This window comes from Mesorhizobium sp. M7A.F.Ca.US.007.01.2.1 (assembly GCF_003998165.1).
GTDB lineage: Bacteria > Pseudomonadota > Alphaproteobacteria > Rhizobiales > Rhizobiaceae > Mesorhizobium > Mesorhizobium ciceri.
Genome location: NZ_RZQP01000025.1, coordinates 1 through 13,596, shown reverse-complemented (window position 1 = coordinate 13,596; position 13,596 = coordinate 1). Strand labels below are relative to the sequence as shown.

13 protein-coding genes and 1 pseudogene are annotated in these 13,596 nt (G+C 57.7%); 6 read left to right on the top strand and 8 right to left on the bottom strand.

Annotated features, from left to right (window positions below):
* Nucleotides 1–2: 2 nt before the first annotated feature.
* From sctR to EN949_RS07270, 8 genes are all read right to left on the bottom strand, one after another.
* Nucleotides 3–668, bottom strand: a complete 666-nt coding sequence (sctR, locus tag EN949_RS07305; protein WP_029354851.1) for a type III secretion system export apparatus subunit SctR — start codon at nucleotides 666–668, stop codon at nucleotides 3–5.
* Complete coding sequence (sctQ, locus tag EN949_RS07300; protein WP_095769044.1) at nucleotides 661–1,689, bottom strand: type III secretion system cytoplasmic ring protein SctQ; 1,029 nt, start codon at nucleotides 1,687–1,689, stop codon at nucleotides 661–663. The genes sctR and sctQ overlap by 8 nt, the downstream gene beginning before the upstream one ends.
* A gap of 89 nt (nucleotides 1,690–1,778) precedes the next feature.
* Entirely contained in the window at nucleotides 1,779–2,291 is a 513-nt protein-coding gene (locus tag EN949_RS07295; RefSeq protein WP_063169269.1) for a hypothetical protein, read from the bottom strand.
* Nucleotides 2,267–3,625, bottom strand: a complete 1,359-nt coding sequence (gene sctN, locus EN949_RS07290) for a type III secretion system ATPase SctN (RefSeq protein ID WP_063169268.1) — start codon at nucleotides 3,623–3,625, stop codon at nucleotides 2,267–2,269. The genes EN949_RS07295 and sctN overlap by 25 nt, the downstream gene beginning before the upstream one ends.
* Nucleotides 3,622–4,245, bottom strand: coding sequence for a type III secretion system stator protein SctL (sctL, locus tag EN949_RS07285; RefSeq protein WP_024505371.1), 624 nt, complete (start codon nucleotides 4,243–4,245; stop codon nucleotides 3,622–3,624). Before sctL ends, sctN begins: the two co-directional genes overlap by 4 nt.
* A complete protein-coding gene (locus EN949_RS07280; protein ID WP_210326671.1) occupies nucleotides 4,242–4,928 on the bottom strand; it encodes a nodulation protein NolU in 687 nt (228 codons plus the stop codon). The genes sctL and EN949_RS07280 overlap by 4 nt, the downstream gene beginning before the upstream one ends.
* Nucleotides 4,873–5,736, bottom strand: a complete 864-nt coding sequence (sctJ, locus tag EN949_RS07275) for a type III secretion inner membrane ring lipoprotein SctJ (RefSeq protein WP_024505369.1) — start codon at nucleotides 5,734–5,736, stop codon at nucleotides 4,873–4,875. The genes EN949_RS07280 and sctJ overlap by 56 nt, the downstream gene beginning before the upstream one ends.
* A gap of 9 nt (nucleotides 5,737–5,745) precedes the next feature.
* Entirely contained in the window at nucleotides 5,746–6,255 is a 510-nt protein-coding gene (locus tag EN949_RS07270) for a nodulation protein NolB (protein ID WP_024505368.1), read from the bottom strand.
* Nucleotides 6,256–6,442: 187 nt separating this feature from the next.
* On the opposite strand from EN949_RS07270, the gene EN949_RS07265 reads away from it, so the two are divergent.
* The 6 genes and pseudogenes from EN949_RS07265 to EN949_RS36440 form a co-directional block, all read left to right on the top strand.
* Nucleotides 6,443–7,141, top strand: coding sequence for a secretin N-terminal domain-containing protein (locus tag EN949_RS07265; RefSeq protein ID WP_024505367.1), 699 nt, complete (start codon nucleotides 6,443–6,445; stop codon nucleotides 7,139–7,141).
* Nucleotides 7,142–7,442: 301 nt separating this feature from the next.
* Entirely contained in the window at nucleotides 7,443–9,377 is a 1,935-nt protein-coding gene (locus EN949_RS07260; protein ID WP_024505366.1) for an HrpF/NolX family T3SS translocon protein, read from the top strand.
* A 1,056-nt stretch (nucleotides 9,378–10,433) separates the two neighbouring features.
* Complete coding sequence (locus EN949_RS07255; RefSeq protein WP_082826567.1) at nucleotides 10,434–10,778, top strand: helix-turn-helix domain-containing protein; 345 nt, start codon at nucleotides 10,434–10,436, stop codon at nucleotides 10,776–10,778.
* 37 nt (nucleotides 10,779–10,815) lie between these two features.
* Nucleotides 10,816–12,153, top strand: coding sequence for a serine hydroxymethyltransferase (gene glyA / locus EN949_RS07250; protein WP_063169266.1), 1,338 nt, complete (start codon nucleotides 10,816–10,818; stop codon nucleotides 12,151–12,153).
* A 57-nt stretch (nucleotides 12,154–12,210) separates the two neighbouring features.
* Entirely contained in the window at nucleotides 12,211–13,386 is a 1,176-nt protein-coding gene (gene metK, locus EN949_RS07245; RefSeq protein WP_063169265.1) for a methionine adenosyltransferase, read from the top strand.
* Nucleotides 13,387–13,486: 100 nt separating this feature from the next.
* Nucleotides 13,487–13,596 (top strand): annotated as a pseudogene (locus EN949_RS36440) (adenosine kinase); the annotation flags it as partial.

Sequence of the window (13,596 nt, the reverse complement as noted above, 5' to 3'; positions counted from 1 at the left end):
GATCAGCCTCCCGGTAACGTATAACTCAGCACAAGCCCATGCATCAATTTTGACCAACCATCAATGGCAACAAACAAGAAGATCTTGAACGGAACAGATATAACAGTTGGTGAGACCATCGACATACCCATTGCCATCAAGATAGTTGTCACTATCAGATCTATAACAATAAAAGGCAGATAAAGTAGAAATCCTATCTCAAATCCGCGCTTCAATTCTGATAGCAAGAAAGATGGTACAAGTATTGCAAAGTCATCAGGCGTGGCTGCAGCGTGCATTTCCTCTGGCCAGACCTTTTCTGTCGAAGATAGGAAAAATCGCCGCTGCTCTTCATTTGTGAATTTCTTGAGATGCTCGCGCAAGGGCTCACTTCCGGCTTTAGCGGCGCTTACCCAGTCGTCGAATGTCTGATAGTGGAGCTTGGGATCCGACATGCGGTCATAGGTCTGCTCAGCAACGGGCGCACTAACGAACATAGTGAGGATCATCGCCGCGGCGTACAGCACCACATTGGGTGGTATGGTCTGGGTCCCGAGCGCATTGCGGACGAGGAAAAGAACAATTGATACCTTTACAAAGGCCGTTGTCGTGGCAACTGCTAAAACCAGCAGACCGAGTCCGGCGGTAACCGCAAGAAGCGCCAGGATTGTCGGCTGAGCTTCACTCATTGCATGCAAACCCGCCACGGAGCCTGATGCCCAGCTCTTCTCCGATGCGGACAATGTCGCCACGCCCGATACGCTGACCATTGGCCACTATGTCGACCGGGCCGTCGATCGGCCATCCAAGTTCAAAAATATGCCCTTCGCCGGCACTTCTTAATTCCCCAAGAGAAATAGGCCAGCGGCCGCATTCAAAGACAAGCACGATCTCGACATCGTCGAGATCCTTAGTAAGCTCCAGTTGCGATCCGGGTTGTGTCATATGCGCACTCTCCAAAGGACACGGTCGCGGGCGGAAAGGCCCCCGCAAGATTAATTCATCGCCGTCAAGATCCGCCTCGGCGCACAACTGGCCGACAGCTAGGGTGATCTGGCCGCGGCCGAACGGCGCAATATCGGGCAACAATGCATCACCGACACATGCGCTTCGAAGAAGCGCCGCAGGAAGGCGAAGCGTGCCGACCTCTCCTGCAACAATGAGCGGGAGCTCTGGAGGCAGCCCGCCCAGCTGCCGCGGCAACTGGGCAAGCAGTTCGCCTAGCGCGCGAAACGCAGGCGGTACTAAGCCGTCAAGTGGCGTGAACAGGAATAGACGGCCCTTGCCCTTGACCGCGCCGAAAATGATGTCGAGTTCAAGATGAGGAGCCAGCATCGTGGCTTCGCATACCCGCACGAGTTGCACGTTCAGACGCGTCGTCTCCTCCAGTCGAGTGACAAGCGGCTCCAGAGCGAGTTCGAGAATTAGCGAAGCAGTTGGCTCGGAAGGGAAGGCCAAGCCGTTCTGCACTGTCGTGATGAACTCCTCTACGAGCGGGCGCGACAGTGACAAGATGACCGTTTCGGCTCCCACTCTCCAGACGCAGTCAAGCATCGGAATGGCAGCAGGTTCCTGCTGCCAGACAAGCCCTGCCGTTCGCACCGATAGCGGCACCTCGTTGATCCGGCTTTGAAACGGCGTGCGCGGCGCTGCTGTATCATTGAGCCACGAGACAACCGTGTGGGACAGTTTCAGAACTGGTTCGAACATGGCGGGTGTGACCGCAGCGCCTATCAAAGACTGCACGGTCGTGTCATTCGGACGACCTCTTGCGACCGTCGGATCCGGTTGCGCGGCATTTAGGCAAGCGACCCCCTCGCATATTTCAGCAGTATCTCATCGTCGGCCTCGATCTCGGCTGCGGCCTCCGAATGAGTCTCGACGGCGCGCCGCACGTCGTCCTCGATTTGTTGCCATTTGTCCCTTGCCGCCGAACATATGACCCATAGCTCCCTCGTCCTGGACGCCGCCATCTCAGCCTCCTCTTGAGCGATTTGGGTATCATCAAGCATCTGCCGTCTGGAATTGATCTCAGCGGCAAGTTGTTCAGTGTGAAGGCGGTGACGGTCGAGCGCTGCGCTAGACAAGTTGTCGAGTGACATCAGATGCTGATAGAGCGCTGCTTCTTTTCTTGAACAATGTTGCTGTATCATTGCAAGCTCCCTAGAGGCATTTTGTACGGCTGAGGCGGCCACATCGCGCTGGGCTTCCTTCTTGGACAGCTCGCCAAGGGCACGACGCTCTTGCATTTCCTTCAGAAGCCGTATACTCGAAGACTGAATCCAGTTTACGCGGTCAGACGCGACATCCATGCGACCGTCTCCTCGAAATCTGACGCGTCATCTTCGCTCTGGCGCAGAAACTCCCTCAGTTCGTCGATTGACGCGACAGCCCGGTCAGTCAGGGGATCTCCACCTGGCTTGTATTCGCCAACATTGATCAAGAACTCGGTCTCGGCATAGCGCGACAGGAGCTCGCGGAAAATGGATGCTGCCTTGCGATGTGTCCCCGAAACGACTGCATCCATGACGCGGCTGCGACTCTGCAGCACATCAATAGCGGGGAAATGCGATCGCGCCGCAATAGCGCGTGAGAGGATGACATGGCCATCGAGAATACCACGCGATTCCTCGGCGATTGGATCACCCGTGCCATCACCCTCTACAAGCACCGTATAGAAGGCCGTGATTGAGCCCCGCTCACCCATGCCGGCGCGCTCGAGCAGGCCTGGCAGCATGCCAAAAACGGAAGGAGGAAAGCCCCGTCGCGTCGGCGGCTCACCCGCAGCAAGGCCTATTTCGCGCATAGCGCGGCAGAAGCGCGTCAGCGAATCCAGCATGAGAGCAACGCGTAGGCCTTGATCGCGGAAATATTCCGCGAGCGCAGTCGCCATTGGAGCGCATTGCGCACGCTCTACCGCCGAGCGGTCGGATGTTTCAACCACGACGACCGTACGGAGAAGGCCCTCTTCACCAAGATTCCTTTCGATGAATTCACGAACTTCCCGTCCACGTTCGCCTATGAGCGCCACTATGACGACGTCAGCGGCGGCACCCTTTACGATCTGTGACAACAGCGTCGACTTGCCACCACCTGGCTCGCCATAAATCCCGATCCGCTGGCCCTCGCCGCACGTCAGCAGACCATCGAGGACACGGACCCCAAGCGGGAATGGCCGCTCAATCATGCGCCTCGTCATCGGATTGGGGGCTCTGCCATGCAGGGGCCGAGTTTCGACGGTCTTGATTTCGCCTTTGCCGTCCAATGGGCGGCAACGACTGTCGATCACGCGACCGAGCAAATCGCCGCCGACGGGCACCTCACGCATTCGGCCAGTGGCCACGACCTCTGCGCGGCTGGATAGGCCCACCAAGTCCCCGATCGGTGTCAGCAATACACCATCACCCGACAGGCCGATCACCTCGGCCTCGAGCGACAGCCCGGTTCGCGGGTCCTCTAGGAGGCAAAGTTCCCCAATACGAGTGTCTGGCAAGACGGCATGAACCAGTGTGCCGATAGCCCGCGTGATCCGACCGCGCACCGCACGCGTGTCAATTCGCTTGGCCGCAGCCCTCAAAGACGAGATTGCTGGAACGAGAGCTCGAGTGTGGGCGTCAGCGTTATGTTCTGGGACGGGCTTTCTCATAGCTCGCCTTTCTCACAGAGCGTCCCGAAACCAAGGCGCAGCGCGCGCATCTGGGCGTCAAGTCCAAGGTCAACATTGCCGTACTCGCTCCACAGCACGCAGCGTTGCGGCGACAATGTCGGGTCGGGCTCGATCCGCACCCTTGGTCGACCATCCTGGCCGTCGCATCGAGCAAACTCTCGTGCAAGCATGTCGACTTGCATGGGAGAAACATGAAGGCAAACGTCGGCGCCGCTGTATTGACACTCTATGGCGTGACGAACAGCCCTCACCAATAGCTCGCCCGGATCGAAAGCGCCGATAAGATCGCTCAATATTTCCATCACGAGCTGCGGCAATTCCTGCTCCAGAGCCGCCTTTCGTCGCGCGATTTCGGAGATTGTCTCCGCAATCAACCCTGCCATCTCCTCGGTGCCTGCATTCGAGCCCTCCATGTGGCCGCGCGCCCACGCCCGCTGGTAAACCGCGCGTGCCCAGTTTCGAACGCGCTGCCGATGCCGTTCTGCCGCGGCAAGGGCTTGCGCGGCGCTGTGCCAGGTTTCGAGCTCGCTCGCGGGTATCAGTGGTCCGACTGGACGCATCTGCGGCGCTATTGGCCCCTCGGAAAGTTCGACTGTCATTTCACCGGGGTCTCTGTCTCAAAATGAGCTACTACAAGTGAAAGCAATTGGCCGGCGGCGGTCCAATGCTCATGTGCTGGAGTCTCCGCGGCAGTCCCCTCGGGCAATCGAAGAAGCACGCGGTTACGCTCGGTCGCTGAACTGTCCTGGAGCCAAGCTCCAAGACATGCGTGTCCATCGTATTCGATTTGCTGAGCGAGTTTTTCTGGGTCCGAGATCAGTCTTTTGTCAACAGCATGCAGCAGGTGTCGGATTCCGAATGCGTGTGCATCCACGCCGATGCGTTTAACAAGGATGGCAAGCTCAGGCTGAGAGACAAACGCGACCAGCGAACGGGCATGCCAGATACTACCAGCAAGAAGGGTCGCTCGATATGGATCATGCCCGCGTAGAAGGTCCGGCCTGCAGCCGATGTGGTTCAGATCCACGTCATCGTTGCCCAGCAATTCTGCCAGCCTTGGATGCAGTCTGGAACACTTCTGCAACTTCACTAACGTTTCGGCCGATAACGCTGGATCAAGACGCGCCGCAAGACGGGTTGGATGGGCCGAAGCCGCAAGCTCGCTCGCGCCCGGAAAGTGCGGACCATCAGGTCGGGCGGTCTGTATAGGCATTGGCAATGAGATGTCACCCACGTCCAATTGCAGGCATTCTTTTGCGAATGGCCTCGACAGCAGAAGCATCCCGGCGCCCCTCGACCTTGGAAACGCCGGTTGATTGCTTGCGCCGACGCGTAACAACGCCGATCAAGAGATAACAGGCCACGGCGAATACGGCTGCGGCAAAACCTGTTACGGTCGCCAGAAGTGGCGCAGGAAGAGGTAGTGATGCTTGTGGCAAAACAGCAGTCGGATCGGGCCGTTGCTCGTGTGCGGAACGTTCTACCGGCACCAAAACCACTTCCACCTTATCGTAGGACAGGCCTTCGATGCTGTCGGCTACAAGCATCTTTATCTTTGGCAGCAGAGCCGCGACATTTGTTTTTGCGTCGTGCCTGATAAACACCGAGGCCGAGGATGGCGTGGCACCGGCTCGCACAAGGTCGTTATGCGGCAGCACGACGTGAACACGTACAGAAAAAACGCCATCGATATCGCTGATCGTCCGCGACAACTCTTCGCTCAGGGCATACACGTAACGGGCACGCTCTTCGGTCGGCGAGGCAATCAGGCCTGATCCTTGGAATATCTCACCGAGGTTCTTGAAGGATTGGCGCGGCAGCCCCTTGGCGTTCAGAAGGTTGATTGAGAAGGCGAGCAGCTTTTCGTCAACCTGGATCGTGCTGGTTCCATCCTTGGCGACCACCCGGATCGCGGCGACCCCGTTGTCTTCAAGAAGTGCGAGCATTTCATTTGCCTCACGCTCTTGCAATTGCGTGTAGAGGTCGGCTTTGCAAGCAGTGAGGGCGACGAGAACTGGCAGCATGACAAGTCTAACCGACCGCCACCCTGACAGGCCACGCATGATTTCGCCCTCGGCCAAGCCAATCATGCGCGCGGTTCAGCCTTCCTTCAAAAGTTTATTCACGGATGATGTGACGCCGCTGACGCCTTTGGAGATAAGCGCCACCTGGGTGACGCCGTTGTAAACATCCCGAAGACCAGCCATCATCGTTTCGAAGTCTTGCCCTTGTTGGGGAATGCCCGAGATTCCGGTTCCCGCCTCACCTGGAACGGGAAGCTTCTGCGCCGGTCCCGGTAGAGCGCCCTTCGAAAGGGCTATGTCATGGTCGAGCGCGGGGAAGGAAACAGTGTTGTGTGGATATAGGGAGGAAATCGTCTGCAACACGCGATCGCCCATGCCGCTCGTCGGCGCAGCCGCGCGCTGAACATCCATCGCCGCAGCAACTGGCGCCGCACTCGCTGGCCCCGCGGCGGCATCGTTTTTCAGCGAGTCGGCTGCATGCCCTAAGGCGCGCTCAAACTGGGCCTGCTCGACAATCGACGGTGATCCGACCCTGGGGAGGCCAGCCGTTAGAGTGGCAGAGATCGACGTGACAGGCATCATCATGTAAGGACTCGGTTGCTCTCTCTGACCGGGCGAGCCCCGCCCATTCATCACCCGGTGTCGGCGCAACACTCCTAGGGGGGCAAGCTGACAACAAGCTGACTAACGGCGGCGTCATTTCGACAATCTAAAATCTCTTCGGCAATTTAGTCACTTGTGATGATTTCAGCGTTTGGTTTATCAGTGCGACATGCCGAGAACGCTTATCCAACCCGTCACCCTGCATGTTTTGAGACTTCTTTGTGCCGGGTTTTTTCTGTCCACCGGGATTCACCCGGCGCATGCAGTCCCGCTGTCCCTTCCGGCGACACCCTATAGATACACGGTTCTGGATCAGGAGCTCGCTGCAGCGTTGCAGGAATTCGGCAACAACCTGAATATCAGGGTCAACATCAGTCCTGCGGTGAAGGGGCGAATTCGCGGACGTATGCCTGATTTGCCACCGCGCGCGTTCCTCGACCGCTTGACGAACCTTTACGGTCTACAATGGTACTATGACGGCCTTGTGCTCTATGTGTCTGCTGCACAAGAATCGCAAACTCGAATGCTTTTGATGACGTCGATTCGCTTCGATGCGTTCAAGGGGGCTCTCGACAAGCTTGATATCTCCGACGAGCGCTATGTGGTCAAACCCGTGCCAGGCAATGGCCTCGTCTTCGTTTCCGGTCCACCGCGCTTCGTCGCACTCGTGGAGCAGACCTTTAACGGCTTGGTGGCGCAGGCGCAGGCGCAGACTCACATAGCGGCAACGCCAAAGGAATCAGTGCTGATCTTGTTTCGCGGCTCCTCCACTACGGTCGTTCGCGACGGACGACCGGATGCTTCTTATTCTTCTGACATCCCACAACAGGATAGCGTTGGCGGGAAGCCTGAGCTGGGCAAGAAATGAACATTGAGGATTTCCCGCAGCTCTGAAGAACATGACTGCGGCTACCCCTTTGTGAACTCTTCGCAAACTCGTCAGTTTCTCGAAAGCTAATCCGCTCATGATGAGTCCCGGCAGCTCTCGCGGTGACTCCGGCCATTGTGTTGGACCGAACCTTGGAGCCGGCCCGGAACACAGCAATTGAAGGCAGGGCAGGCGCATTCGTGACCTGCCGACGCTTGGAATTGTCGAATTTTGTGAAACGCAAGGGATCTTCTGTCGGGGTCTCTTGTGGGGATTTCAACGTCACGTCTGAGGATGCATAATGTCGGCCAGTAATCTTTCAACTTTCTACCGCTCAAATTCGCTACAGTCCGCAAGGGGTTGGCCGGGCCTGAAAGTTTCCCATTTTGCGACCCAGCATCAGCAAAGTGCATCGTGCTTCGAAGCGATGCTGTCCACTTGTGTGCTGGCAGACAAGCCCGGCTCTTTCGCGCAAGGGGATCTGCCAGCGTCGAATCTTGATTCGACAATGGATAAATTGCGGCAGGACCCTTTGGGCCATCTGGCACCGGATGTCTTGACATTGAATGGCTTGGAGCAACACCCACTGGATCTGCTGCCGCCAAATATGAGGGCGGCTCTCAAGGAGGACCAATCGCAACGCTCCAAGGCGACTGAAGCCCAACATCTGCTCGGCGTCACTCCGAAGATCGAGCCGGCTCCCAGGCCGAGCCCCGGAATCACGTGGAACGGTGGGTCGCTGACCACGGCTGAGTTGCAGATTGTTGCGGTACTCAACCGTCACAAGGACCAATGCCCGCTTACTTGGAAGTCGTTGACCGACAAAGCCAATGATCCCTCTACGCCACCGGATCTGAAAGCGGCGATCCAGGGACTGCAGCAGGATTCGGGACTTTTTTATGCGATTGGCTCGCAGGGCGACGGCCGCTGTGGAGGCAAGATCAACGCCAAGGACTTGGCCGGATTTTCAAACCACCACCCACAAGTTGCTGCATTTCAGGAAGCCCAAGCGCGAAGCTACGAGCAGAACTACATACCATCCGACGGCAGCGGAGGTTTGCAGCCTTCGGTCATGACCTTGAGCGATGCCTTGCGGGAGTTTTACCGGTACTCCGAAAATCTGTCCAAGGACCTGAGTCTGGATGAGTTCAAGAAAATGGTCGGCGGCGAATCGAAAAACGGCAAATTTCCGCCCCAGGTCATTGCGGCGGCGCAATATTTCCTCGATCACCCCGATGCTTGGAACCAGTTGTGCGGTGGCTCGAAAGGGAAGATGCACAAAGAGGATTTCCTGCAAGTCGCCTCATCGTCGATGAGCCTCACGCAAACTGAGCTGAATACGGTCGAGATGATCAAGGACCATCAGGACACGTTCTTTGGAAGCGGTGTTCTGACTCGCGACAAACTGGCGAAAATGAAAGACGACAAGAGCCTTGATCCGAAAGTGCGGGAAGCAGCCTCTCAGCTCCTTTCAGATCCTCTTTTGTTTGGCCTCCTGAACAATTCGATCACGGGCTATAAGACCCATCATAAATTCTTCGACTTTGGCGGCGGGCATACGGTTGATTCCGGCAATATCAGCAAAAAAGACTTTGCCCATTTTTGCACAAACATGTCGTCTGCGAACCGCAACGTTCAGCAGCCAATCACCCACGGCGCCCAAACCGCAGAAGAGCAGAATGCCGTCGCGGACATGAAGATGGGCCTGATGGACCAGCCTGACATTAAGTCAGCCAAAAAGAACGGCGGGGCCGTCATGCACGTCGTCGACTCCGTGCTCAAAATCGAGACGAAAGTGCTCGACTTGGCGGCAACGGCGGTGGGACTGCTCAGCTTCATTCCGGGCCTCGGACAAGTAGCCGATCTTGCCTCGATGGTTCTCGAGGCTGAGTCGCAAGCAGCCAATCTCCTGCGTACGGCCATTAACGGAGGCGATATGAAGCGAGCGCTGGAGGAAGCTGGCCTCAATATGGCCGCGCAGGCGATCGGCCTTATCGCAGGCCCCGAGGTCAAGCTGGCCATTCGAAATGGGCTCGTAAAGCACCTGATGGAAGAGGCCTTGGCGGCAGGCATTGATCTTTCGGTCTCGACGGCGCAGGACTACGCAGAAGGCTATGTGAATAACCTCAAAGCGCGCCTTGCAGGCGGCCCTGAGCAAAGCCTAGGCCTTCCGAGCATGCCATCATTCCAGAGTGTGGCAAGCAATGTGCCCTTCGTCGGCATTGCCTTATCCTAGCCGTCGCCTTGCGCGGAAGCTTTGGCTCGCGCGCTGACATAAGGGTCATTGTGGCACAAGCAGGGGTTCATCCGCATCAACGCAAGCGGTGTTCCTGACGCCATCTGGATCGGACTGTGAGGGGGATGTCCGAAGTCTGTGAAGACTTCGGTATATGACGACTTCAGAGTTACGCTGAGCCCAGCCATCTCGAGCCGGTGCGCCGGGTCGAGGTTTTCACGGGCGCCGGCCGGTAGCGGGAATGGTCTCCGGAAGGCACGGCGCGGATGGTGGCGGAGCGGCGCAGCCGAAGGAACGGCTGTCGCGCGCCCAGGGCGGCCTCCCGAACAGCAGACGATGATCTCCTGCCTTGGGCCTATATCCTCGTGCCACGCTCAAGGCAGTCGGCTGAAAACAGCGCTGATTTAAAACAGCATTATCCTGCACTGCACCCTCGATCCTTGCGCTCACCGATCGCTCGTCGACACGCACGCGGTCAAGTCGTTATCGGCGCTATGCCGATGGGCTTCGAGAGCAAGGTGGACGCTGAGCGGTGCGTCAGCCTCAGGGCGCGGCTGGCCAGCTTTGGGTCTCACGCTCTATGACGGCAACACCCGGCTGATCCACTTGGCCTGTTCGCGGGCTCCCGGCAGCGGCGCGGAAGCCACGGTCCGCCTTCCTCGGCTTCAGGCCAAAGATACCGCAGCATGCTCCAGAGCTATGTCTGCCGCCTTCGCCCCATCGTCGCTGGTCATGTGGAAAGGACAAGCAGGCTACGCACCCTATAATCCCGTCGGGCAGGATTCGACAGTCGACGGCGAGACATTCGCCAAACCTCCCCCTTGATTCTCAGCAACGTTAAAAAAAATTCACATAATGTTCGTGAGTGTAGTCTCCTGTCAGGTGGTACATTAGCCCCAATATCTGGCGTCTTAGTCGTAGAAAGGACTGTGATCTATCTTCCATTAGCATCCATACCAGCGGATTTACAGCAAATGACGAGAGAGGTCTCATGCGGATTGATGGGGATAGAAGGGCTAGCGGCTTGCTGCATCCCGTCCGGGTTGATGCTAACCAATGTTGACACTGGTAAATCGCCTAAGGACGGCAGCGCATCTTGATCGCCTTCGAATCCTGGGCCTTTGCGCGCATGCGGATCTAACCGTCGGCGAGCTGGCCGATATTACCGGTCTGCCTCGCGAGCAGGTTCGACGCCACGTTCGGCGGCTGGTCAGAGCCAACTTTCTTTGCTGCAACGAACAACGTCCGCAGTCTTCGTACCATATGCAAGCAGGAGGCAAGGATGGCGAGCTGGCTCAATTGGTGGTCGATCTCCTGCCCCACGATGATGGCCATCATAAAAGAGACCTACAACGCCTGGAAGCAATACAAGACGCGCGGTTGAAGGGACCGCCTGCTTGATCGTGAAATAGATCAGTCCAAATGGAGCGCGACTACCATGGATAACTCCGCCGGCGGCGCCATCGCGCAGCCCGACACTTACGGGCGGCCTCACTTAGCCGCCGTCGACTCCCGCGTTCACGAACTGCTTCTAAGACAGGAGCGTCAGGAGCGGACAACTCTCAAACTGATCGCCTCCGAGAACTTTGCCTCCTCGGCGGTGTTGGAAGCGACCGGGTCGATTTTCACCAACAAGTATGCCGAGGGATACCCCGGTGCGCGCTACTACGCCGGAAACGAGATCGTCGATGAGCTTGAGACCCTCGCGATCGAGCGCCTGAAAGCGCTATTTGGCAGTGAACATGCCAACGTCCAGCCTTATTCAGGCTCGCCAGCCAACCAGGCTGTCTATCGCGCGCTTTTGAGCCCCCGTGACAAAGTCATGGGCTTGCCTTTACCCGAAGGCGGCCATCTGACTCACGGTTGGTCCGTCAATTTTTCCGGCAGCGATTATCAGCGCGTCCCGTACAGGCTGCACGAAAAGACACAGCAAATTGACTATGACCACTTGCGCGAGACCGCCAAGCGGGAACGCCCGAAGCTAATTTGGGTCGGCGGAACTGCTTATCCGCGTATTTTTGACTACGCGGCAATGGCCGAAATTGCTTCGGAGGTGAACTCGTATCTGGTGGCTGACATCGCCCACATCTGCGGCCTGGTTGTCGCAGGAGTGCATCCGAACCCCGTGTCCCATTGCGATGTGGTCACCAGCACCTCTCACAAGTCGATCCGCGGTCCCCGGGGTGGCTTCATTTTATCAAGGAATGAAGACCGTTATCAGCCCCTCCATCATCCGAAGAGCAAACACAATCTGGCCAAACGTATAGACCGCGCCGTGTTCCCTCTTCTGCAAGGCGGACCGCATATGAATACTATCGCCGCGCTTGCCGTCGCTTTGCAGGAAGCAGCGAACTCGTCCTTTCGTGTCTACGGTCAGCAGATCGTCCACAACGCCAAGGCTCTGGCCCAGGCACTTCTGGAGCGAGGTTATGAACTCGTCACCGGGGGCACTGACAATCACATGCTGATCCTTGATCTTCGGGACCGGTCGCTGTCAGGCAAAGCCTATGCGGAGCGCTTATCGCGTGCAGGCATCATTGCGAATTTCAATATGGTCCCGGGCGACCGGCGGCATCCGGCGCTGACAAGCGGCATCCGCTTAGGGACACCAGCGGTGACGTCCATGGGCATGCGCGAAACGGAGATGGTGCAGATCGCCGCTTTCATCGACTCGGTCTGCCGCCAGCCCGATGACCAGGAAGTTCATGCGAGCGTACGAAGAGACGTTGCCGACTTCTGCACTGCGTTCGATGTTCCCGGCATCCCCGACCGATAAGCCACCCCAATCCAGAAACTCCTCACTAACTCCAGCACTTGAAGCGAGGGCATTTTTATGACCAGGCAGTTCGTGTTCTCTTCCGAATCCGTCGGCGCGGGACACCCCGATAAGATGGCAGACAACATCTCCGATGCCATTCTCGATGCGGTCCTGCGCACCGATCCGAAGGCGCGCGTCGCCTGTGAAGTGTTGGTGAAGACGGGGATGGTCGTTGTGGCTGGCGAGATCACCAGCCATGCCCACATCGATTACAGCCAAGTCGCCCGCGATACGATACTCGATATTGGCTACGACGATGATGCGATTGGCTTTGATGGTCGACGTTGCGCCGTCGTTCTGGCCCTCACCGAGCAGTCGCCCGACATAAGCCAGGGCGTTGATGAAGGACGAGGGCAGGATCTCGGGCAAGGGGCAGGGGATCAGGGCATCATGTTTGGATTCGCATGCAACGAGACGGATACATTGATGCCCCTGCCGATCCAACTCGCTCACCATTTGACGAAAAGACAGGCCGAGGTCCGGAAAGCGGGACAGCTTGGCTGGCTGCGTCCGGACGTGAAATCTCAAGTGTCGGTACGCTACGAAGGGCTCCGCCCGGTGGCGCTGGATACCATAGTCCTGTCAACGCAGCATGACGAAGCGGTCTCACAAGCCACGGTCCGCGAAGGCGTCATTGAGGAGATCATAAAACCGGTCCTGCCGGCCCACCTGGATACTTCGGGGATCAGATTTCTGGTCAACCCAACAGGGCGGTTCGTGGTCGGTGGGCCTGCCGGCGACTGCGGCCTCACAGGACGGAAGATCATCGTCGATTCCTACGGTGGGACCGGGCGTCACGGCGGCGGTGCCTTTTCGGGCAAGGACCCATCCAAGGTTGACCGCTCGGCGGCCTATGCCGCCCGGTATGTCGCGAAGAACATCGTTGCCAGCGGCCTTGCGGAGGTCTGCGAGGTTCAGCTTGCCTACGCGATCGGCGTGGCCAGTCCGGTTTCTGTCATGGTCAATACCTTCGGAACCGCAAGGATCGAGGAAAAAAGGATCGAGCGCCTTGTTCTCGAGGTTTTCAATCTCCGACCGAAAGGCATCATCAAGATGCTTGATCTCTTACGGCCGATATACCGCAAGACGGCGACATACGGACACTTCGGGCGTGAAGAGCCTGAGTTCACTTGGGAGAAGACGGACAAAGCTGACGATTTGCTGCGTGAAGCCGGACCGGCAGCTGCGTGAGGGCGGCTGGATCAAGCGCATGCGGCAACCCATTTCAACTCGCGAGACCACGCCCGGCCGGCGTGGCAAGAAGCCGGCTCGGGTTTTGGCGGAGATTTTGATGCCGGATTATGACGTGCTTTGCATCGGCAATGCCATTGTCGACATCATCGCCCAGTGCGACGAGGAATTCCTCGAGACCAACGGCATCATCAAGGGCGCGATGAACCT

Coding starts and splice junctions, on each gene's coding strand:
- sctR (WP_029354851.1), bottom strand. CDS start 668: ATGAGTGAAGCTCAGCCGACAATCCTGGCGCTTCTTGCGGTTACCGCC.
- sctQ (WP_095769044.1), bottom strand. CDS start 1,689: ATGTTCGAACCAGTTCTGAAACTGTCCCACACGGTTGTCTCGTGGCTC.
- EN949_RS07295 (WP_063169269.1), bottom strand. CDS start 2,291: ATGGATGTCGCGTCTGACCGCGTAAACTGGATTCAGTCTTCGAGTATA.
- sctN (WP_063169268.1), bottom strand. CDS start 3,625: ATGAGAAAGCCCGTCCCAGAACATAACGCTGACGCCCACACTCGAGCT.
- sctL (WP_024505371.1), bottom strand. CDS start 4,245: ATGACAGTCGAACTTTCCGAGGGGCCAATAGCGCCGCAGATGCGTCCA.
- EN949_RS07280 (WP_210326671.1), bottom strand. CDS start 4,928: ATGCTTCTGCTGTCGAGGCCATTCGCAAAAGAATGCCTGCAATTGGAC.
- sctJ (WP_024505369.1), bottom strand. CDS start 5,736: ATGATTGGCTTGGCCGAGGGCGAAATCATGCGTGGCCTGTCAGGGTGG.
- EN949_RS07270 (WP_024505368.1), bottom strand. CDS start 6,255: ATGATGATGCCTGTCACGTCGATCTCTGCCACTCTAACGGCTGGCCTC.
- EN949_RS07265 (WP_024505367.1), top strand. CDS start 6,443: ATGCCGAGAACGCTTATCCAACCCGTCACCCTGCATGTTTTGAGACTT.
- EN949_RS07260 (WP_024505366.1), top strand. CDS start 7,443: ATGTCGGCCAGTAATCTTTCAACTTTCTACCGCTCAAATTCGCTACAG.
- EN949_RS07255 (WP_082826567.1), top strand. CDS start 10,434: ATGTTGACACTGGTAAATCGCCTAAGGACGGCAGCGCATCTTGATCGC.
- glyA (WP_063169266.1), top strand. CDS start 10,816: ATGGATAACTCCGCCGGCGGCGCCATCGCGCAGCCCGACACTTACGGG.
- metK (WP_063169265.1), top strand. CDS start 12,211: ATGACCAGGCAGTTCGTGTTCTCTTCCGAATCCGTCGGCGCGGGACAC.